We start from the raw sequence: 19,836 nt of genomic DNA, 5'->3' as shown, positions 1-19,836 counted from the left end.
CGTGCCAAGCATACTCCACCTCCCGCGCCCGACACGTAGCCCGCCTGATGCGTAAACACGCCAGGCCAGCCGTTTATTCCATGCCGCTGCTCAGGGCCGCACCCCTTGCCATGGCACGCGCACGATCTCGCGGTCGTCGATGGGCCAATGCAATGCCGCCGCGATCACGCCCAGCGCCATCGCACCCATCCATACCAGATCATAGGAATGCGTTAGTTCGAACACCAGCCCGCCCAGCCACACGCCCAGGAACGACCCAAGCTGGTGGCCGAAGAAAACGAAGCCGAACAGCGTGGTGATGTAGCGCACGCCAAACACCTGTGAAACGATGCCGCTGGTTAGCGGTACGGTGCCCAGCCACAGGAAGCCCATCACCGCCGCAAACGCGTACAAGGTGAACGGGCTCAGCGGCAGCAGCACGAACAGCGCCATGGCCGACGCGCGCGCCAGGTAGATGCCGGCCAGCAGGTACTTCTTCACATGGCGGCCGCCCAGCCAGCCGAACGCATAGGTGCCGCCGATATTGGCCAGCGCGATGATGGCCAGCGCAATCATCGCGCTGGCCGGCTGCATGCCCTGGTCGCGCAGGTACGCCGGCAGGTGGTTGGCGATAAACGCAAGCTGGAAGCCGCAGGCCAGGAAGCCGAGGTTCAGCAGCCAGAATCCGGAATGGCGGAACGCCTCGCCAATGGCGCCGCGCATCGACGTCTGGGCGCCCGCCGCGTCACCGCCCGTGGGCCGGTCCTGGAACGGCAGCGCGAACGGCAGCAGCAGCAAGGCCGCCACCGCGAACACCATCAGCGCCAGATGCCATCCAGCTACGGAAAGCAGCGCCTGGGCCGACGGCACCATCAGGAACTGGCCGATGCCCCCGAGCGCGCCGGCAATGCCCAGCACCCGGCTGCGCTGATCGGGGGGCACCATGCGGCTCAGCGCGCCATAGACCACACCGAACGTGGTACCCGACTGCGCGATGCCGACAAAGACGCCCGCCGCCACGACGAAGGTCAGCGAGCTTGGCGCCAGCGCCATGCCCCACAGTCCCGCCGCGTACAGCACCAGCCCGCCAAGCATGACCTTCCACGAGCCGAAGCGGTCGGCCACCATGCCCGTGAACGGTTGCGCAATGCCCCACACCAGGTTCTGCACGGCCATCGCAAAGCCGAACGACTCGCGCGTCCAGCCGCGCTCGGCGATCACCGGCAGCAGAAACAACCCCTGCACGTGGCGCACGCCGAGCGCCAGGCCCATCACGAGCCCGGCGGCCAGCAACAGGAACGCGGTATTGCGCCACCAGACCGGCACGGCAGGCGGCTGCAATGCGCTGACGGCATGAGAAGGCTGGCGATCGGTCATGGTGGACTCCCTGGCGGAAATGGCTCCATTTCATGCGAAGACAGCGTGCCGTTCAACCGAGTTTTTGGGCGTTCTGGTATTCCCAACGCGCATGGCAAGCGTCTGCCAGCCGTGCTGTAATGGCGTCACCCCCAAAGAGGTGCTGCCATGTCCGTCCCGCTCGTCCGGCTGTTCCCGCTCGATCTGCTGAAAGGCTTCGTGGCCGTGGGCCGGCGCATGAGCATCACGCAGGCGGCCGACGACCTGTGCCTGACCCAGTCGGCCGTCAGCCGCCAGATCCGCGCGCTGGAAGAGCAATTGCAGGTACAGCTGTTCGTGCGCCAGCATCGTGGCGTGGCCTTCACACCTGAAGGCGAACGGCTGTTCCGCAGTGCCGATGGCGCGGTACAGCAGTTGCAGGATGTGGCCGCCGAGTTGCGCAAGCGCGATGGCCGGCATCCGGTGACGGTCACCGCCAGCATTGGCGTGGCCGGCTTGTGGTTGTTGCCACGGCTGGGCAGTCTGCAGCACCGGCATCCCCGGCTCGATGTGCGGCTGTCGGCCGACAATCGCATCAGCGACCTGCGCGCCGACGGCATCGACCTGGCCATCCGCTACTGCCCGGCATCGGTGGCGCCGCCGCACGCGATCCACCTGTTCGACGAGACCATCGCGCCCGTGGCCAATCCGTCGCTGGGCGCCACGCGCGTGGCGTCGGCCGAAGCGCTGGCCGAGTTGCCGCTGCTCGAATTCGATGACCCCCGGCCGTGGCTGCACTGGCGCAACTGGCTCAGCGCCCACGGGTACCAGCAGGCCAGCCGGCGCGGCATCCTGCGTTTCAACCAGTACGACCAGGTGATTCATGCCGCGCTGGCGGGACAAGGCGTGGCGCTGGGCCGGCTGGAACTGATCCAGCGGCTGATCGAAGGCGGCCAGCTCAACGTGGTGACCACGGCCGGCGCCGCCATGCCCAGCCCCAATGCGTACTGGCTGATCCACGCCACCGACGCGCCGCGCGAGGATGTACGTCATGTGGCCGAGTGGATTGCCGAGGAGGCGGCGCGCGTGGAGCGCGTCAGATCGGGCGCAGCACCAGCCGCTGATGGCCGGCCGGCGTGATACGGCATTGCGCTGCGCCACTGCCCCGTCCCACGCCCCTCAGCGCACTGAGAAAGTAGATGCCGTCTTCCGCCACGTGGCATTGCTGCCCGGGCGCCAGCACGATATCGGCCGATGGCATGGCGTGCCGGCTTTCCACGGTGATCCAAAGCCGCCCGGCGTGGCAGGTCACACTGGCGCCCGCGCGCAAAGTCACGGGTACGCAGTCCGATTCGATCAACAGATCCCAGGTCATGGCAACGCTCCAGTTCATGGTGCAAGTCTGGCAAACCGACGCGCGCCTGCCATGAGCGTTCCGGCAACCTGCCATGAGATTTGGGACGACCTGGCTGATTGGGACTGAAAACAAGGGACTGAAAGGTAATCGCTACATATTCCTGAACGGCGTCCGTTAACATGGCGACGGCGCGAAATCTGACCCTGCGCGGGTGAGCCGTCCGCCTCACGCCCTATACCGAGCCACCACCATGGATCCCCTATCGTTCGAATTCGTCACGGTCGAAGAAGCCAAGAAGGTACTGGACGGCGACCCGTCCGCATCGGTGCAGGCCGACTGGAGCGAAATGCGGCAGCCGCCGGACCGGATCAACCTGTCGCTCACGCCCGTGGCGCTGCGGTGGCTGGCCCAGTTGCCGCGCGAATTCCGTCCGCTGGAACTGTTCTACGCCTACCCGCGCATTGGCAACCAGCTGGCCGCGTTGGGCAATGCGTCGGCAGTGTCGGCCTTCGTGGCTGCGCTGCTGATCGACGAGCGCGGCGGCCGGCAGGGGTTTCCGGGCGGTATCGCGCTGGAACTGTCGCGACTGCAGGAGTATCTGCTGCAACTGCTGCAGCCCCGCAACCTCGATGCTGCCGCGCCGGACGCCTAGGCAGCACCTGATCCCGCCAGCGCTATAGCTGGTCTTCCACCGGCAGGATCTGCAGCACGCCGATGCCCATGTGCTGCCACACATTCATGTCGGGCTCGCTGTCGTAGGTGGTTTCCTTGCCGCTGTCGCGGGTGGTCCACGTCAGCGATTCCGAGCCGTTCTCGCCCTTCTTCAACTGCACGTGGTAGGCAATCTCCGGCAGCCGCCGGTCCATATCCTCCACCAGCTGCTTCGCCAGCGCCGGGCTCTGCAGTACCACGCCCATCTCGGTATTGAGCTTGATCGATCGCGGGTCCAGGTTCATCGAGCCGATGAACAACTGCTGGCGGTCAACCACATAGGCCTTGGCATGCAGGCTGGCACGGCTCGACGCGAACATGCGGCTCTTCGACGCGCGGCCGCGCATCAGTTCGGCGTTGCCCACCGTAGGCTTCAGTTCCCACAGTTCGATGCCGGACCGCAGCAGGCTCTTGCGGCGCGGCGCGTAGCCCGCATGCACGGCCGCCACGTCGGTGGCCGCGAACGAATTGGTGAGCACACGCACCTTCACGCCGCGCTTGACCATGTTCGTCAGCCACTTCTCGTTCTCGTCGTCGAGCACGAAGTATGGCGACACCAGCACCAGTTCGGTCCGCGCCTTGTCCATCATGGCGCGCAACTGCGGAATGGCGTGCGTCGACGGATCGTCTTCGTCCTCCTCGACCTTGTCGGGCTTGTCGGCGATCACGCTGGCCGGACCCATGAAGCCGGGCAGGTGGCCCACCTCGATCCCCTTGGCCAGCCCGGAATCGAGCAGTTCCTGCACGAACGGGCTGGCGCGCGCCATGTCGCCGCGCGCCTCGATCTGCTTGCGGAAGGCCCGCAGTTCACCCGGCGCCTCCTTGCCTTCGGGCGTCAGCGTGGCCACCGGATACGCCAGGTCGCTATTCCAGTAGGCGTCGAAGACCTTGCTGGCGGCCGGCACCACCGGCCCCGCCACCATCACGTCGAGATCGCTGAAAGCCATGTCGGGCTTGGCCGCGAAGTAGGCATCGCCGATATTGCGCCCGCCCATGATGGACACCAGGTTGTCGACGGTCAGTTGCTTGTTGTGCATGCGCCGGTTGAGCCGGCCGAAGTCCCACACCAGCTCCAGCCAGCGCGCCTTGCGGTTGGCAAACGGGTTGAAGATTCGCACCTCGATATTGGGATGCGAATCGAGCGCGGCCCAGGTCTTGTCCTGCTTGGCCGTATGGATGTCGTCCATCAGGATGCGCACGCGCACGCCACGGTCGGCGGCGTCGATCAGTTCGCCCAGCAGCGCGCTGCCCGTGGTGTCGATGTCGTAGATGTAGTACTGGACGTCCAGCGTCTTCTGCGCCGCCCGCGCCAGCGCCATGCGCGCGGTCAGCGCATCGGGCCCGGCGCCCAGCGGATAGAAGATCGACTGGCCCGGATTCTGGGCCAGGCGCGGGGCCAGCGACCGCGCCAGCAGCGTATTGCCGGTATCGGTGGCCGCGTAGGTGGGCGTGCGCCCGGCGTTGGCGGGCAGGCTCGCGCAACCGCCCAGCAGCGCCAGGCAGAAGGACACCAGCACCATCCACGCCAGCGGCATGCTGCGCCAGCGCGGCGCCATGCTCGCGACGGACCATCGACTCAGTGCCTGCGCCATGCTTGTCTCCTCGATGGTCCTGGCAGGGCCGGCACGGCCGGCGCGGGGGCTATGGCTGTGCCAGCGGAGTGTCGGTGTCGGCCGGTGCAAGCGAAGCGTTGGCCGCCGCCGTGGCACGCTCGCGGTAGTAGCCGCGCACGATTTGCTGCGCCACCGCCAGCCGCGCACTGACCGGCACCGGAAAGCGCACCACGGCGTCGTAGCGCGTCACGTCGAACGGTTCGAAGATCACGCGCGGCTCGAACTGCGACAGATCGACAAAGCGCATGTCGCCATACCGGCGCAGCGTGCGGCCCGCTTCCTCCATGAAGCCCTCGCACGCGCGGCGCGCCACCTGTATCAGCAGCGCTTCCACCGCCTCGGGGTCGTCGCCCACGGCCAGCGGAATGCGCACCATGTCTAGCGTATAGGCCCCTGCCTGCGAATGGTTGCGCACGGCCGTGGTCAGCAGCATGCTGTTCGGCACCTGCACCGTGAAGCCCGTGTACTGGCGTGCAGCGGCCACTTCCACCAGCGTGGTGGACATGACGTCCATGTCTATGACTTCGCCGCCGAACGGGCCGATCTCCACCAGGTCGCCCAGCTGGAACGGGCGCGTGATCATGCGCATGAACGCGCCCAGAAAGCACATCACCAGTTCCTTGCCGACCAGCAGCAAGGCCGCCGCGAACGCCGCCAGCGAGATGGCCACGCTCTTGAGCTCCGACACCCAGATGCCCAGCAACAGCAGGAAGACCACCGCCGCCACGAGGTTGCGCGATGCCACCGTCCAGGCGCGATAGCTGCCCCGGTTGTCGGCCTGCAGCCGTGCCGAGAAAAACCGGTTGATCAGCTTGACCACCAGCGTGCCGGCCAGGATGACCACGATGCTGGTGATGATGTTGACCAGGATGCTGTCGTTGGCGTTGAAGTGCATGGGTGCTGTGCCTGTTGTTCTGCATCCCGATCTCCACCCGCCTGTCACACATTGTTGCAACCGGCGCCGCAGGTCGAATGCCCACGGCGATTCTATCCACTTGGCAGTGTGCGGGGCGCCCCGCGTGCACAAAAGTGGAATTCGTCCGGTTCCGATGTCGGCGTTTCTCCTGCATATGCTGCACCCGCACACTCTGCGCGAAAGCAAAAACCGAATCGTCAAGACAGCGCAGAATCGTGCCGCCGCGCCACTGGCGGCACATGACGTGAAGACAATATCCAGGGAGAACGACAATGATGTGGAAGACCAGCCGCCGCTGGCTGATGGCTGGCGCCGGGGCCACCGTGCTGGCGCTGCCTTGCGGCGCAGCAACCGCCATGACCGCCTCGCCCGACCAGGCGCGCGCCTTGGCCCGCGAGGCGTATATCTACGGCTATCCCGTGGTGGAGTCGTACAAGACGCTGCATGCCCAGGCGCTGGACAACACCGACCCGAACTTCAAGGCGCCGCTCAACCGGATTGGCCATAGCGTCGGCACGTTTTCTCCGAAAGACACCGCCATCATCACGCCCAACGCGGACACGCCGTACTCACTCGCCTGGCTGGACCTGCGCGCGGAGCCCATGGTGCTGACACTGCCCGCCGTGGAAGCCAGCCGGTATTACTCGGTACAAATGCTCGACATCTACACGCAGATCTTCGGCTACCTGGGCACGCGCGAGACCGGCAATGGCGGCGGCCGCTTCATGATCGTCGGCCCGGACTGGCAGGGCGCTACGCCGCCCGGCATCGACCGTGTGCTGCGCAGCGAATCGCGCATCGCCTACGCGCTCTATCGCACGCAGCTGTTCGACGATGCCGACCTGCCGCGCGTGGAGCAGATCCAGAAGGGCTACCGGGTGCAAACGCTGTCGGCCTTCCTGAAGCGCCCGGCGCCGCCGGCGCAGCCGTCGATCGACTGGCCGGCGCCGCAACCGGGCATGACCGATAGCCCGGCGCTGTTCCGTTACTTGAACTTCATGCTGGGGCTGGCGCCGGCCGACCCGGGCGAGACTGCCCTGATGCAGCGGCTGGCGGCCATCGACGTGGGGCCGGGCAAGACCTTCGACGAAAAGGCGCTGACACCCGAGATCCGCCAGGCGATGGAAGCCGGCATTGCCGACGCGAAGAAGGAACTGCAGACGTTCCAGGTGACGCAGTTGCGCACGCGCAAGGTGAGCAGCGGCGACCTGTTCGGATCGCGAGCCGCCCTGAAGAACAACTACCTGTACCGGTATGCCGGGGCGGCGCTTGGCATCTACGGCAACACGGCGGCCGAGGCGCTGTACTCGGGCTACTACACCGATGCGGACAACAAGCCACTCAACAGCACCAACGGGGCACGTTACACGTTGCGTTTCAGCAAGGATGCGCTGCCGCCGGCCAACTCGTTCTGGTCGATCACGATGTACGACGGCAAGTCGAAGCTGCTGGTCGACAACCCGATCAACCGGTATCTGATCAACTCACGCATGCTGCAGTCGCTGAAGCGCGACGCCGATGGCGGCATCACTCTGCATGTCCAGCACGATGCGCCGGCGGGCGACGCGCGGCAGAACTGGCTGCCGGCGCCCGCCGGCCCGTTCTACGTGATGCTGCGCATGTACTTGCCGAAGCCCGAGGCGACCAACGGCAGCTGGCAGCAGCCGCCCATGGTGAAGGCGGCGGCTTCGGAGTGATGGCCTGAGCCGCTGGCGTTCAGGATGCGGGCTGGCTGGCAGCTGCCGTCTGCCAGCCCAGTCCCAATGACTTCTGCAGCGACACGTAGTCCTTGAGCAGGTCCGCATCGCCGGAGATGCGGTTCTGCTGGGCCACCACGCGGGTGCGCTCCACATCCAGCCATTCGAGCATGCTGGCCGTGCCGGCACGGTAGCGTTGCTGCTGCAGCGTGGAGGCACGCTCTGACGACGCTTCCACTCGGCGCAACACCACCACGTGCTCGCGCTGATGGCCGTAGCGCGACAGCGCCACGTCGGCATCGCGCAATGCCTTCAGCACCGTGCCGCGATAGTTGGCTTCCGCTTCGTCGCGGCCGCCTTCGGCGCTATCCACACCTGCTGCCACGCGGCCGAAATCAAGAATGTTCCATTGCAGGCGCGGCAGTGTAAGCCACGTGCCGTTGTCCTTGCGCACGAGGTGGCCCGGGTCCATCGCGCTGAAGCCCAGCGACCCCAGCAGCGACAGCTTCGGAAACCAGTCGGCGCGGCGCACGCCGATCTGCGCCGTGCTCGACGCCAGGCGGCGTTCGGCCGCGCGGATATCGGGACGCGCTTTCAGCAACGCGGCGGGGTCACCCACCGCCACCGTCTCCGGCACGTTGGGCAACGGCTTGGACGTAGTCAGTTCGGCATCGAGCGTGCCCGGCGCGCGGCCAGTCAACAGCGCGAGCTGGTCGAACGATTCGGCAATGCCGGCCTGCACCGGCGACATCTGCGCCCGCGTGTTGTCGACCTGCGTCAGCAGACGCTCCACTTCCAGTTGCGATGCCACGCCCCGGGCGCGGCGTTGTTGCGTCAGGTCGAGCATGTCGGCTTCAAGCTTCTCTGACGCCAGCAGGTGCGCCAGGCTGGCCTGCTGCTCGCGCAGGCCAATGTAGGCTTGCGCCACTTCGGCCGCCAGTTGCACGTGCGCGTCGGCAAGCTGGGCCGATGCCGCATCGGCTTCGGCCGACGCCGCCTCGATGGATCGGCGCGTGCCGCCAAAGAGATCGATTTCCCAGCTCGCGTCGAAGCTTGCGATATAGAGCGACAGCGGCCCGCGGCCGCCGCCAGACGATCCTTCGCCGGACAACGCCGACAAGTCTGGCGAGCGCGTGCGCAGCATGGCCGCGTCAAAGCCGACCTTGGGCAGCAGGTTGGCCTTGTTGCTGTTCAGCCCGGCGCGCGCCTGGCGCACACGGGCCCTGGCCACATCGATGTCGGGGCTGTCCTTGAGCGCAGTCTCGATCAGGGCGTCGAGCTGGCTGTCGCCCAGCGCATGCCACCAGTCGGCGGCGCGCGGCACGGCGGGCTCGGCCACGGCCGGGGCATGCGGGAAGTTGCCCGCGTCGATGGCGTTGGCCGCCACGGCAGGGGCGCTGCGATAGTCGGGACCGACGGTGCATCCGGCGGCGAGCAGTGCGGCGGCGGTTGCCAGCAGGCGTGGCAGCCGGGCTTGTGAAATGGCGAACATGATCAATGACCGGTGGAAACGGGTGCGCCCGGACGGGGCGGCTTGAGCAGCAGCGCCAGCGGCACGCAGCACAGCAGCGCGATACCGAGCGCAAAGAAGGTTTCGGAGAACGTCATCACGGCGGCCTGGCGTGCGATTGCGCCGCTGAGTTGGGCCACGGCCTGCAACTGGGCGTGCGCGAAATCGCCGCCCTGGGCCACGAAGCTGCTGATGCTCGACGCCATGTGTTCCTGCCCGATGCTGCTGTTGGCGGTGACCGATTCGCGGATGACCGAGTCGTGGTACGCGTTGCGGCGGTCGATCAGCGTGCCCAGCAGCGCCAGGCCAATCGATCCACCCAGGTTGCGCGCCATGTTGTAGAGCCCGGCGGCGTCCCCAGCCTCGTGCGTGGCCACGGCTGCCATCGACGCCTGGTTCAGCGGCATCATCGCCAGGATCTGCCCAAACCCGCGCAGGATCTGTGACACCGTGAAGTCATGCCCCACGCTGTCCACGGTCAGGTTGATGTCGAGCATGCAACTGGCAAAGAAGCAGATCAGGCCCGTGATGACCAGCCAGCGGCTGTCGAACTTGCCGAGTATGCGCGGCAGCACCGGCATCAGCAGAAACGCCGGCAGCCCAGACAGCAGCATGATGCCGCCCGCCTGCTCGGCGTTGTAGCCGGCAATGGTGGCCAGGAACTGCGGCAGCAGGTACGACACGCCATACAGGCCGGCCCCCACCACGCTGACGATCAGGATCACACTCGCGTAGTTCTTGTTGAGCAGCAGCCGCAACCGCACGATGGGCCGCTGCGCCGTGAACTGGCTGATCAGCATCATCGACAGGCCGATGGCGGCCAGCGCCGACAGGTACACGATGTATTGCGACTCGAACCACTGCTCGCGCTGGCCTTCTTCCAGCACCACGGTCAGCGAGCTGAGCCCGATGGCCAGGCCGACGATGCCAAGCCAGTCGGCCTTGAAGAACGCCTCGATGTCGGCGCGCTCGGCCTTGAGCCCGAAGTACAGCAGCGGCACCAGCACGGCCGTGATCGGCAGGTTCAGGAAGAAGCACCAGCGCCAGTTGATGTTCTCAGCCAGCCAGCCGCCCACCACGGGCCCCAGCAACGGCCCCAGCAGCACGATCAGGCCGAACATCGACATGCCGATGGGCATCTGGTGCCGCGGCAGGCGCGTACGCACGATGGTCTGCGCGGTCGGGATCATCGCCCCGCCTGCAAAGCCCTGCCCGATCCGGCCGATCACCATCTCGGTCAGGCTATGCGACATGCCGCACATCATCGAGAACGCCGTGAACAGCAGCGCGTTCCACATCAGGAAGCGCCGCAGCCCGAACACGCGCGTCAGCCATGCTGTGAGCGGGATGATCACGATCTCGGCCATCAGGTAGCCCGTGGAGACCCACGTGCCCTCGGTGCCGGCCGCGCCGATCTGCCCCTGGATCTGCGGCAGCGCGGAGTTGGTGATCGAGATATCCAGCGTGGCCAGCAGCGCGCCCAGCGAACCCGCCGCCACGGCGATCCAGTCCGCCGCCGTTGCGTTCGGCTGCCGTGCAGCGGGTTGTGCGGCGGAAGCTGCCGGGCTGGTTGCCACGGCCTCAGCCATGGCTGGCTCCGCTGGCGGGCGCCTGCGCCTGTGCGGGCTTCATGTCGCGGGTATCCACTTCGACCGCGACGGACAGCCCCGGCACCAGCACCGGCCGCGCCGCGTTGGGTACGTCCACCTGGATGCGTACCGGCACGCGCTGCACGATCTTGGTGAAGTTGCCGGTGGCGTTCTGCGCGGGCAGCAGCGCGAACTGCGAGCCCGTGCCCGGCGACAGGCTATCCACCACGCCATGCAGTTCCTCGCCCGACAGCGCATCGACATGCAGTGTCACGGGCTGGCCGGGACGCATGCGGCCCACCTGCGTTTCCTTGAAATTGGCGGTCAGGTAGAGGTCCTGCACCGGCACCACGGTCAGCAGCCGCGTGCCCGGTTGCGCGAACTGCCCCACGCGCACGCCCTTGTCGGCCACGCGGCCGGCCGTGGTGGCCCGCACCACGGTGTCTTCCAGGTCCAGCTGCGCCTTGCGCGCGCTGGCTTCGGCCACTTCCAACTGGGCACGTGCCTGCTGCAGGCGGGTCTGCAGCGTCACGGTCTGGCTCTGCTCCACACGCAGCGCCGCTTCATTGGCCGCGAGCGTGGTCGATGCCCGGGTCTGCGCATTGCGCAATTCGGACGTGCGTTCCTCGGTCTCGGCGCCCGTCTTGACCAGCGGCGCGTAGCGTTCCACCTGCGACGCCGCGTAGCGGGCATTGGCCCGCGCACCATCCACCTCGGCGGCGGCCTGGGCGATGCGCGCCTTCTGCTGCTGCAGGTCGGCATCGGCGCGTGCCACATCGGCCTGTCGCGATGCGACGTTAGCCTGGGCTTCGTCGTTGGCGGCCTGGTACTGGCGATTGTCGAGCCGCACCAGTTGCTGCCCCACGGCCACCTGCTGGTTGTCGCGCACGTAGACCTCGGCCACATAGCCGCTCACCTTGGGCGCCACCGTCACGCTGTCGGCCTGGATGTACGCGTCATCGGTACTTTCGATGAAGCGGCCATACAGCCACCAGCGCACGCCGAAGGCCAGGGCAAGTAGCGCCAGCGCCACGCCCAGGCCGATCAGGATCGAGCGGCGGCGCGCGGTGCGGGTGGCGGGAACAGACTGCGGAGCAATGCCGGCCGGCGAGGGCAGGGTGTCGGATTGGGGGGCGGACATGGGGCGCGAGGCGTAAGAGTCGGGAAAGCTGCGCAATTATTCCACTTGGAATAAATCTGTCAACTGATATATTTCAGCCTGTTCACCACGGAGGGGAAACTGCAACATGGCGCGACACAGGCCGGCAGCCGAGGGCGGCTACCAGCGCGGCGAAGAAACCCGCGCACGCATCATCGAAGCAGCGATGCGGCTATTTGCCGTACATGGCTTCGACGGCGCATCCACACGCGACATCGCCCGCGAGGCCAGCGTCAACGCACCGGCCCTGCAGTACTACTTCGACAACAAGGAAGGCGTGTACCTGGCCTGTATCGACTATTTCGTCGAGCGCGCCTGGGCCGTGGTGCAAGACCTGGTGGCCGACGGCGAAGCCCTGCTGGCCCGCGCCGATGTGACCGATGCGGAACTGATCGACGCCTACCTGGCATTGCAGGCACGCTTTGCCAACTTCCTGTATGAGTGCCCGGAAACCGACCACTGGCGCCAGTTCATGGCGCGCGAGCGCGCCGGCCTGGGACCGCCCACGGCGTTCGAGCGCATCGACGCGGGCATCAATCGCCGGCTGTTCGCGCTGACCTCGGCGCTGATCGGGCGCCTGATCGGCCGCCCGGCGACCGACGAAACCACGCGTATCCGCACAGTCGCCATCGACAGCCAGATCGCGGCGTTCAAGGTGATGCGGCGTCACGTGCTGCGGGCACTCGAATGGGACGGCTACGGCGAAGCGGAGACCCAGCGCGTGCAGGATGTGTTGCAGGAACACACGCGTATCCTGCTCCTGGGGCTGGTTGCAGCGCGCGATCGGTAGTCGTTCAGCGATTAGAGCAAACACTCTAATGACCATCCTAACACCATAGGCAGCGTCTTTTTTCTTTTTAATTCAAGGATCTGGGGCGCCACAGCTTCCATCCGCAGCGACTGTGAACGTCCGAATTACGCGGTTATACGATTGTGCTCTGCAAAAAGTCCTTGCTTGTCTATCTAGTAGTAGATAATATTCGAGCCATGGACGACGCACGCAGCAGACAGCAAGACGCAGCAGCAACGTCCACGCAATACAAGGCAAGTGAATGAAACCGGAGACGGTTCTTTTTTTAGCAAAGCAAATCTACCTACCAGTAGATAGCAGCAAAAGAAAGTTACCCTGATCGAAACAGATGTACCGGCCCCGCGCATCCGACATAAGTGATCGCCCGGCCAAAGCCAAGGAGAGCAAATCATGAACGCCAAGACCTTCGTTACCGCCGCCGCCCTCGCAGCCGCTTTCGTGACCGGTGCCGTGCAAGCCGCCCCCGCCGTGCAAAAGGCCGGCGAAGTCTACGGTTACAGCTACCGCGTGCAAGACCAGCGTAGCGCCTTCACCGATGGTGCACGCCAAGGCACGTTCGACCCGTTCACCGAAGGCGCACGTGTTGGCAAGGCCGACCCGTACACCGACGGCGCCAAGGTTGGCAAGACTGATCCGTTCACCGACGGTGCCCGCATCGTGGCAGGTCTGGACAAGGTTGGCGTATCGGCCAGCCCCGCCCGCAAGGTTGACCCGTACTACGACGGCGCCCGCAGCGTGAACCAGCCGCGCAACCCGTTCTACGACGGTGCCCGCACCCCCGACATCTACACCGACGGCGCCAACGTCTGATTCCCGCCCGATGAAGGCGGTTCACCAACAGTAGCCGGAGCCCAGGCTGGGCTCCGGACCCTCTCCACGGAGCCCATCATGACTTTCCGGAACAGCGCCCTGCTCGTGGGCGGATGGCTGGCACTGACTGCCGCCAGCGGCGCAGCCGCCGCCCTCGTCGCCACGGCATTGCCAGTCTGAAGAAGACCGCCTGAAAAAAGCCAGGGACCACCACGAAGGTGGCCCCTGGCTTTTTGCTTTTTTACTTCTGGGCCTGGCGAGCCTGCAGCAGGTCGATGAAATCCGTCAGCGCATACGGCTTGCGCAGCATCGCCGCATTCGGCAAGGCTGCCTGCTGCGTGGGCGTAAGCACCACGTCGTAGCCGCTCAGGAAGATCACGCGCAAGGCCGGCAGCAGCCGGCAGGCATCGATCGCCAGATCCACGCCCGACACGCCGCCCAACCCCACATCCGTCAGCAGCACATCGATCCCGTCGCCGCGCAGCGCGGCCATGGCCTCGATATCGTTACGCGCCTCCAGCACTTCCATGCCAAGCGTCCTCATCAGTTCGGCGGTGCTGGCGCGCACCAGATCGTCGTCCTCGACGAAGACCACGCGCGGGCCACGCGGCACGGCAACCGGCACGCCGTCAGGCACCTCGGCTACCGGCAGCGCCGCCTGTACCGCATGCAGCGGATACACGGATGCATCCGGCAACGGCGTGGCGCCGCTGGCCAGCATCTGCCGCACCTTGCGCGCCAGCGCCTCTTGCGTGTACGGCTTGCTCAGCAGTTCGATGCCCGCATCGAGCCGGCCGCCGCGCAGCACGGCGTTATCGGTGTAGCCCGACGTGAACAGCACCGTGATCCCCGGCAAGCGCTCACGTACCTTGCGCGCCATCTCGGTGCTGCGCAATGGCCCCGGCATCACCACATCGCTAAACAGCAGGTCGATGGGCACGCCGCTCTCGACGATGGCCAGCGCGCTGGTGGCATCGCGCGCCTTCAGCACGCGATATCCAAGTCCGGCCAGCATCTCCACCACGGTCGCTCGGACATCCTCGTCATCCTCCACCACCAGCACGGTCTCGCTGCCGCCGCCGACCGGCCCGGTATCCACCTGGATTTCCAGGTCCTCCGGCTCGTCGGCGCGCGGCAGGTACAGCCGCACCGTGGTACCCACGCCAACTTCGCTATAGATGTTCACGTGCCCACCCGATTGCCGCACGAAGCCATAGACCATGCTCAGGCCCAGGCCGGTGCCCTGCCCCTCGGGCTTGGTGGTGAAGAAGGGTTCGAACACCTGGTCCCGGATTTCCGGCGACATGCCCGCGCCGGTATCGGTGACAGCCAGCATCACGTACTGGCCGGGCGTGGCGTCGGCGGTGCGGCGCGCATAGGCGTCGTCGATCGCGGCATTGCACGCCTCCACGGTCAGCCGGCCATGGCCGTTCATGGCGTCGCGCGCATTGATCGCCAGGTTCAGCAGCGCGTTCTCCACCTGGAATGGATCGACCAGCGTATTCCACAGCCCCGCGCCGATCACGGTCTCGACCTCGATGCCATCGCCCAGTGCGCGCCGCAACATGTCGTCCAACCCATGCACGAAGCGGCCCAAGTTCACCACCTTGGGCGCCAGCGGCTGCCGGCGTCCGAAGGCCAGCAACTGCGACGCCAGCTTGGCGCCGCGTGCCACGCCCGCCAGCGCATTGCGCACGCGGGCTTCGGAGCGGTCGTCGCCGGCCACGTCGCGCGACAGCAGATGCAGGTTGCCGCCAATTACCTGCAGCAGGTTGTTGAAGTCATGCGCCACGCCACCGGTCAGCTTGCCGATGGACTCCATCTTCTGCGCCATGCGCAGCGCCTCGTCCGCCTGCCGCAGGGCTTCGGCCGCTTCCTTGTCGCCAGTCACGTCACGCCCCACGCCGTGGATGCGCCCGTTCGCGGGATCGACGGACAACGTCCAGGCCATCCAGCGCACACGGGCATCGGCGCACAGCATGCGGCATTCGTAGCGCACTGGCGCGCCCTCCTGGCGCAGCACCAGCATCTGCTCGGTCACGCTGACCAGATCCTCAGGATGCACGAGCGCCAGGCACGAGCGGCCGATCAGCGCATCGCCGCCATGGCCCAGCGCGCGCTGCCACGATGGACTCACGCGTTCGAGCGTGCCGTCCGCGCTTGTCACCATCATCAGGTCTTCGCTGAGGTCCCAGAGCCGGTCGCGGTCCGCCACGGTTTCTGTCACGCGGCGTTCGAGCGAATCGTTCATCTCGCGCAGTTCTTGCTGCGCCCTGCTGCGCAGGCGCGACAGCCGCAGGTTGCTGGCCACGCGCGCCAGCAGTTCGCGCGCGCTGAATGGCTTGATCAGGTAGTCGTCGGCGCCCGACGCCAGGCCGCTCACGCGCGCCTCCTCGCCCGCACGGGCCGACAGCAGCAGCACCGGCGTCTGGCGCAGCGCAGCGTCGGCGCGCACTTCGCGCAGCAGGCCAAAGCCGTCCAGGCGGGGCATCATCACATCGGAGACGATCAGGTCCGGTGCACCGCGACGCGCCAGCTCCAGCGCCTCCTCCCCATCGGCGGCGATCTCAACACGATGGCCGGCCGCACGCAGGATGCGCTGCATGTAGTCGCGCAGATCCGCGTTGTCGTCCACCACCAGCAGGCGGCCGCGTACCGCGTCCGCGTCCACGTCCACGGCGGCCGGTGGGATGTCTTCGGCCGACGACGGCGTCGGCATGTCGTCGGCACCGGGCGTCCAGCGCCGCGCTTCATCGACGTAGGCCAGCGCCCGCGCACTGGTGGCCGCCGGGCTCGCGGTTGACGCAACGGCCAGCCGCGCACTGGCCGGCAGCACGACGCGGAAGCGCGAGCCCTCGCCAGGCGTGCTCTGCACCTCGATCCGTCCACCGTGCAGATGCACCAGTTCCTGCACCATCGCCAGGCCGATGCCGCTCCCCTCGATGGAACGCCCCACCGCCCCGGCCACGCGATGGAACCGCTCAAACAGGCGCGGCAGTTCTTCCTGCGCGATACCGATGCCGGTATCGCCCACGCACAGTTCCACCTCGCCCGTGGCGCGCTCTTCCAGCGTCACGGCGATACGGCCCGCATGGGTGTACTTGAACGCGTTCGACAGCAGGTTCAGCACCACCGTTTCCCACATGTCGCGGTCCACGGCCACCGGCACCGGCAACGGCGGGCAATGCACGTCCAGCACCATGCCAGCCGATTCGATGGCCGAACGGAATACCGACGCCAGCTCGGTGGTGAACGTGGCCAGATCGGTGGGCTGCGCGGCCATCTGCACCCGGCCCGCCTCGATGCGCGAGAAATCGAGCAGGGCATTGACCAGCTTCAGAAGCCGCAAGCCGTTTCGATGTGCGATCTCCGCCAGCGCGCGGTCGGCCTCCGGCGCATCGGCACGGTTCAGCATCTCTTCCAGCGGCCCCAGCATCAACGTCAGCGGCGTGCGGAATTCATGGCTGATGTTCGAGAAGAACGTGGTCTTGGCGCGGTCGATCTCGGCCAGCGCCTCGGCACGCCGCCGTTCTTCCTCATAAGCCAGCGCATAGCTGATGGCCTGGCTGATCTGCCCCACCACGAGATCGAGAAAGGCGCGATAGCGGTCGGCCAGCAGTCGGCACGGATTCAACCCCAGCACCAGCACGCCGCGCGGCGCACTCTCGCCGGACAGCAGCACGGGCAGCACCATGGCCTGGCGCGGCGCCATCTGCCACGCACCGCCGGGCAGCGGCACGTTGAAACGCGCAGCCAGGTCATCGACCCGCATCGGCGTTGCCGTACGCAGCGCGTCGGCCGCTGGCCATGGCGACGCGGGGTCGCCGGCGTCCAGTTCCGGTGGCGCCGCCACGTGCCCCGCTTCGATGCCGGCGGTGCCGGCCAGCCGCAGCGTGCCGGCGCCGCGCTCACCAAGGTAGAGCAGCGCAAACGGGATGTCGTAGGGATTGGCGCGCAGCGCCTGCACGCTGAGTCGGCAGGCTTCGGCGCCGCTACGCGCGTGGGTGACGGACGACCCCAGCTCGCGCAGCAGGTTCAGTTGGCGCTCGGCCACCACGCGTTCGGTGTCGTCGCTATTGGCGCAGATCATGCCGCCCGTGCCACCTTGATCGTCGGGAACGGGGCTGTACGAGAACGTGTAGTACGTCTCCTCGGGATACCCGTTGCGCTCCATGATCAGCAGCTTCTGCTCGACGAACGTTCCTTCTACGCCGGCCATGGCCGTTGCCAGCAGCGGCTCGATCTCGGGCCAGATCTCGCGCCATACCTCGGCGGTGGGCTGGCCCAGCGCCACGGGGTGCTTGCCGCCGATGATGGCCTTGTAGGGGTCGTTGTAGAAGAACAGCAGGTCACTGCCCCAGCCGATCCAGATGGGCTGGCGCGACGTCAGCATAATCCGGATGGCCGTCTTCAAGCTTTGCGGCCAATGTTCGGCAGGCCCCAGCCCGGTGGTGTTCCAGTCGAACCGACGAATGAGCGCGGCCATCTCGCCGGCGCCAGCCAGAAACCCGGGCATCTGCCCATCACGTTCCATCGACGGCAGACCACCGTCAGCATTCGTCATTGCGCTCTCCCCGATTCACCGGGCATGCCGTTCTCGCCGGCGTACTCCTTTGCCGGCAACCCCGTATTTGTATCCATCCGCTCACACGCGATGCATTTACACCGCGCGAGGCGCCGTATAGTCTGGTCTTCTTACCTCGCGCCTTACCCGCCGATGGACGAAACCCCGCTCAACTACCTGATTGCCGTCGGGCTCACCGCTGCGCTGACCCTGCTGTGTGTCGGCATCCATTACGAGGCGCTGCGCCTGATTTCGGAATTCCACCCGAAACGGCTCAGCGGCAAGCTCAACATCGGCACCGTCATCGTCCTGATCATCCTGACGCACTGCCTCGAGGCCATCGTGTTCAGCGCCGGCTACTGGGTCGGCAACGACGTGCTGTCCATCGGCAAGCTGACCGGCATGCGCGAGCACGGCGCCATAGCCTATATCTATTTCTCGCTCGAAACCTTCACCACGCAGAGCATCGGCGATATCTTTCCCGTGGGGCCGCTGCGGCTGCTGGCGTCGGTGCAGCCGCTGGTGGGCCTGATCCTGATCGGTTGGTCGACATCGTTCACATTCCTGATCATGCGGCGCGACTGGCGCGGCGACGAGATGGAGATCAACGACTAGGAGACCAACGACCAGGAGACCGATCGCCGGGCAACCACCTGCCAGCACGTGACGCCGCACCGCTTTTTTGCATGGTAGGCGTCGTCGGCTGACGCCGAAATCGGCGTCCTTCCTACACGGTTGTGAGATTCAGGGAAGTTGCCGGCGGCGGGCTTCGGTGAAAAGATAAGTTGCCGTCATCCAGACGGCCCCTTGTTCCGTTAAACGTCGATTCCGCCCCGGCCAATGGGGTAACAAGAAGACCGGAGAGCCAAAAAGTGTCGACCATCCCGGATAGCCCGTCGTGGCACATCCTCACCCGTTTCCCGAGATGGCTGGCCATGGCGCTGCTGGCCGCGCTGACCCTGCTGGGCGCCACGCGCGCCCACGCCCAGACGCCCGCGCCGCTGTCCGAGTGGCAGTATTCCGTGGGGGTGCCGCTGGAAAAGCTGTTCGAAGGCGAGCCCGAGAAGTGGGAAGTCCGCGTTGGCCTGGCCACCAGCGTCCGGCCGTATTACGAGGGCACCACGAACTATTTCATGCTGGCGGGCCCTGTGATCGACGTCCGCTACCGCGACCTGGCGTTCATGTCCACGGGCGAGGGCCTGGGCTGGAACATCATCCATACCAACAACTTCCGGGCTGGCGTGGCGCTGACCTATGACTTCGGCCGCCGCGAAAAGCACGACCACGACCACCTGGGCGGCCTGGGCAACATCGGCATGGCGCTGGAGACGAAGGCGTTTGCCGAGTACGTGGTGTCGAAGGAATTCCCGCTGGTGATCCGCGCCAACGTGCGGCGCCAGTTCGGCGGCGCCAACGGCGTGATTGGCGATATCGGCGCCTACATGCCGCTGCCGGGCAGCAACGAGAAGTTCTTCTGGTTCGCCGGCCCCACCATGACCTTTGCCGATTCGGCCTACATGAGCCGCTGGTACGGCGTCAGCGCCGAGCAGTCGGCGCGCTCGGGCCTGCCGCAGCACCGCGCCAGCGGCGGTATCAAGTCGTACGGCGGCGGCGTCTCGGCCATGTGGTTCTTCAACAAGCACTGGTTCAGTACGGCCGACGTTGGCGTGTCCGCCCTGGTCGGCGATGCGCGCAACAGCCCGGTTGTGTCGAAATCGACGAGCTGGACCGGCGATATTTCGATCAATTACCAGTTCTGACCGCCACCGCCAGGCTTGACCGCGC

The 19,836-nt window shown here is 66.5% G+C and carries 15 protein-coding genes; 7 read left to right on the top strand and 8 right to left on the bottom strand.

The genetic code is table 11. From position 1 onward, the window contains the following. Positions 1 to 90 precede the first annotated feature (90 nt). Positions 91 to 1,356, bottom strand: coding sequence for an MFS transporter (locus tag MFF62_RS10255; RefSeq protein ID WP_404990722.1), 1,266 nt, complete (start codon positions 1,354 to 1,356; stop codon positions 91 to 93). A 147-nt stretch (positions 1,357 to 1,503) separates the two neighbouring features. Here MFF62_RS10255 and MFF62_RS10250 point away from each other — a divergent pair, with 147 nt between their 5' ends. Beyond that, positions 1,504 to 2,454 (top strand): LysR substrate-binding domain-containing protein, encoded by a 951-nt coding sequence (locus MFF62_RS10250; RefSeq protein WP_238262769.1) that lies wholly within the window; start codon positions 1,504 to 1,506, stop codon positions 2,452 to 2,454. On the opposite strand, the gene MFF62_RS10245 is transcribed toward MFF62_RS10250, so the two are convergent. Beyond that, on the bottom strand, positions 2,411 to 2,689 hold the full coding sequence (locus tag MFF62_RS10245) for a DUF2917 domain-containing protein (protein WP_238262767.1): 279 nt from the start codon (positions 2,687 to 2,689) through the stop codon (positions 2,411 to 2,413). The two genes, MFF62_RS10250 and MFF62_RS10245, sit on opposite strands and share 44 nt — an antisense overlap. 232 nt (positions 2,690 to 2,921) lie before the next feature. Between MFF62_RS10245 and MFF62_RS10240 the strand changes: the two genes are divergently transcribed. Next, on the top strand, positions 2,922 to 3,323 hold the full coding sequence (locus tag MFF62_RS10240) for a hypothetical protein (RefSeq protein WP_238262765.1): 402 nt from the start codon (positions 2,922 to 2,924) through the stop codon (positions 3,321 to 3,323). 22 nt (positions 3,324 to 3,345) lie between these two features. Here the strand turns inward: MFF62_RS10240 and MFF62_RS10235 are convergent, their stop codons facing one another. Then, positions 3,346 to 4,974, bottom strand: a complete 1,629-nt coding sequence (locus tag MFF62_RS10235) for a phospholipase D family protein (RefSeq protein WP_238262763.1) — start codon at positions 4,972 to 4,974, stop codon at positions 3,346 to 3,348. Positions 4,975 to 5,023: 49 nt separating this feature from the next. Further along, a complete protein-coding gene (locus MFF62_RS10230; RefSeq protein WP_238262762.1) occupies positions 5,024 to 5,890 on the bottom strand; it encodes a mechanosensitive ion channel domain-containing protein in 867 nt (288 codons plus the stop codon). Positions 5,891 to 6,183: 293 nt separating this feature from the next. On the opposite strand from MFF62_RS10230, the gene MFF62_RS10225 reads away from it, so the two are divergent. Continuing rightward, on the top strand, positions 6,184 to 7,608 hold the full coding sequence (locus MFF62_RS10225; protein ID WP_238262760.1) for a DUF1254 domain-containing protein: 1,425 nt from the start codon (positions 6,184 to 6,186) through the stop codon (positions 7,606 to 7,608). Between the two features lie 19 nt (positions 7,609 to 7,627). Here MFF62_RS10225 and MFF62_RS10220 read toward each other — a convergent pair whose 3' ends face one another. The 3 genes from MFF62_RS10220 to MFF62_RS10210 are packed head-to-tail and all read right to left on the bottom strand — an operon-like array spanning position 7,628 to position 11,848. After that, a complete protein-coding gene (locus MFF62_RS10220) occupies positions 7,628 to 9,100 on the bottom strand; it encodes an efflux transporter outer membrane subunit (protein WP_238262758.1) in 1,473 nt (490 codons plus the stop codon). A gap of 2 nt (positions 9,101 to 9,102) precedes the next feature. Next, the gene (locus MFF62_RS10215) at positions 9,103 to 10,707 is read right to left on the bottom strand and encodes an MDR family MFS transporter (RefSeq protein WP_238262757.1); all 1,605 of its coding nucleotides are present in this window, start codon (positions 10,705 to 10,707) and stop codon (positions 9,103 to 9,105) included. Then, complete coding sequence (locus MFF62_RS10210) at positions 10,700 to 11,848, bottom strand: HlyD family secretion protein (protein ID WP_238262755.1); 1,149 nt, start codon at positions 11,846 to 11,848, stop codon at positions 10,700 to 10,702. The genes MFF62_RS10215 and MFF62_RS10210 overlap by 8 nt, the downstream gene beginning before the upstream one ends. Before the next feature lie 106 nt (positions 11,849 to 11,954). Here MFF62_RS10210 and MFF62_RS10205 point away from each other — a divergent pair, with 106 nt between their 5' ends. Next, positions 11,955 to 12,656: a CerR family C-terminal domain-containing protein gene (locus MFF62_RS10205; RefSeq protein WP_238262753.1), complete on the top strand. Its 702-nt coding sequence runs from the start codon at positions 11,955 to 11,957 to the stop codon at positions 12,654 to 12,656. Between the two features lie 411 nt (positions 12,657 to 13,067). Next, positions 13,068 to 13,487, top strand: a complete 420-nt coding sequence (locus MFF62_RS10200; protein WP_238262751.1) for a copper resistance protein CopQ — start codon at positions 13,068 to 13,070, stop codon at positions 13,485 to 13,487. 241 nt (positions 13,488 to 13,728) lie between these two features. Here MFF62_RS10200 and MFF62_RS10195 read toward each other — a convergent pair whose 3' ends face one another. Further along, positions 13,729 to 18,051, bottom strand: a complete 4,323-nt coding sequence (locus tag MFF62_RS10195) for a response regulator (RefSeq protein ID WP_238262749.1) — start codon at positions 18,049 to 18,051, stop codon at positions 13,729 to 13,731. A 153-nt stretch (positions 18,052 to 18,204) separates the two neighbouring features. Here MFF62_RS10195 and MFF62_RS10190 point away from each other — a divergent pair, with 153 nt between their 5' ends. Both MFF62_RS10190 and MFF62_RS10185 read left to right on the top strand, forming a co-directional pair. After that, entirely contained in the window at positions 18,205 to 18,666 is a 462-nt protein-coding gene (locus MFF62_RS10190) for an ion channel (protein WP_238262748.1), read from the top strand. A gap of 257 nt (positions 18,667 to 18,923) precedes the next feature. Continuing rightward, complete coding sequence (locus MFF62_RS10185; protein WP_404990720.1) at positions 18,924 to 19,811, top strand: MipA/OmpV family protein; 888 nt, start codon at positions 18,924 to 18,926, stop codon at positions 19,809 to 19,811. The last annotated feature ends 25 nt before the right edge of the window (positions 19,812 to 19,836 follow it).

The organism is Cupriavidus pauculus (assembly GCF_022179805.1).
GTDB lineage: Bacteria > Pseudomonadota > Gammaproteobacteria > Burkholderiales > Burkholderiaceae > Cupriavidus > Cupriavidus pauculus_E.
The sequence above is the reverse complement of the archived record's forward strand: the minus strand, read 5'-3'. Positions and strand labels throughout refer to the sequence as shown.

Bases quoted from the DNA above. Each gene is read 5' to 3' on its own strand.
- MFF62_RS10210 (WP_238262755.1), bottom strand. From the start codon at position 11,848: ATGTCCGCCCCCCAATCCGACACCCTGCCCTCGCCGGCCGGCATTGCT.
- MFF62_RS10200 (WP_238262751.1), top strand. From the start codon at position 13,068: ATGAACGCCAAGACCTTCGTTACCGCCGCCGCCCTCGCAGCCGCTTTC.
- MFF62_RS10190 (WP_238262748.1), top strand. From the start codon at position 18,205: ATGGACGAAACCCCGCTCAACTACCTGATTGCCGTCGGGCTCACCGCT.
- MFF62_RS10235 (WP_238262763.1), bottom strand. From the start codon at position 4,974: ATGGCGCAGGCACTGAGTCGATGGTCCGTCGCGAGCATGGCGCCGCGC.
- MFF62_RS10240 (WP_238262765.1), top strand. From the start codon at position 2,922: ATGGATCCCCTATCGTTCGAATTCGTCACGGTCGAAGAAGCCAAGAAG.
- MFF62_RS10205 (WP_238262753.1), top strand. From the start codon at position 11,955: ATGGCGCGACACAGGCCGGCAGCCGAGGGCGGCTACCAGCGCGGCGAA.
- MFF62_RS10250 (WP_238262769.1), top strand. From the start codon at position 1,504: ATGTCCGTCCCGCTCGTCCGGCTGTTCCCGCTCGATCTGCTGAAAGGC.
- MFF62_RS10255 (WP_404990722.1), bottom strand. From the start codon at position 1,356: ATGACCGATCGCCAGCCTTCTCATGCCGTCAGCGCATTGCAGCCGCCT.
- MFF62_RS10220 (WP_238262758.1), bottom strand. From the start codon at position 9,100: ATGTTCGCCATTTCACAAGCCCGGCTGCCACGCCTGCTGGCAACCGCC.
- MFF62_RS10225 (WP_238262760.1), top strand. From the start codon at position 6,184: ATGATGTGGAAGACCAGCCGCCGCTGGCTGATGGCTGGCGCCGGGGCC.
- MFF62_RS10195 (WP_238262749.1), bottom strand. From the start codon at position 18,051: ATGACGAATGCTGACGGTGGTCTGCCGTCGATGGAACGTGATGGGCAG.
- MFF62_RS10215 (WP_238262757.1), bottom strand. From the start codon at position 10,707: ATGGCTGAGGCCGTGGCAACCAGCCCGGCAGCTTCCGCCGCACAACCC.
- MFF62_RS10230 (WP_238262762.1), bottom strand. From the start codon at position 5,890: ATGCACTTCAACGCCAACGACAGCATCCTGGTCAACATCATCACCAGC.
- MFF62_RS10245 (WP_238262767.1), bottom strand. From the start codon at position 2,689: ATGACCTGGGATCTGTTGATCGAATCGGACTGCGTACCCGTGACTTTG.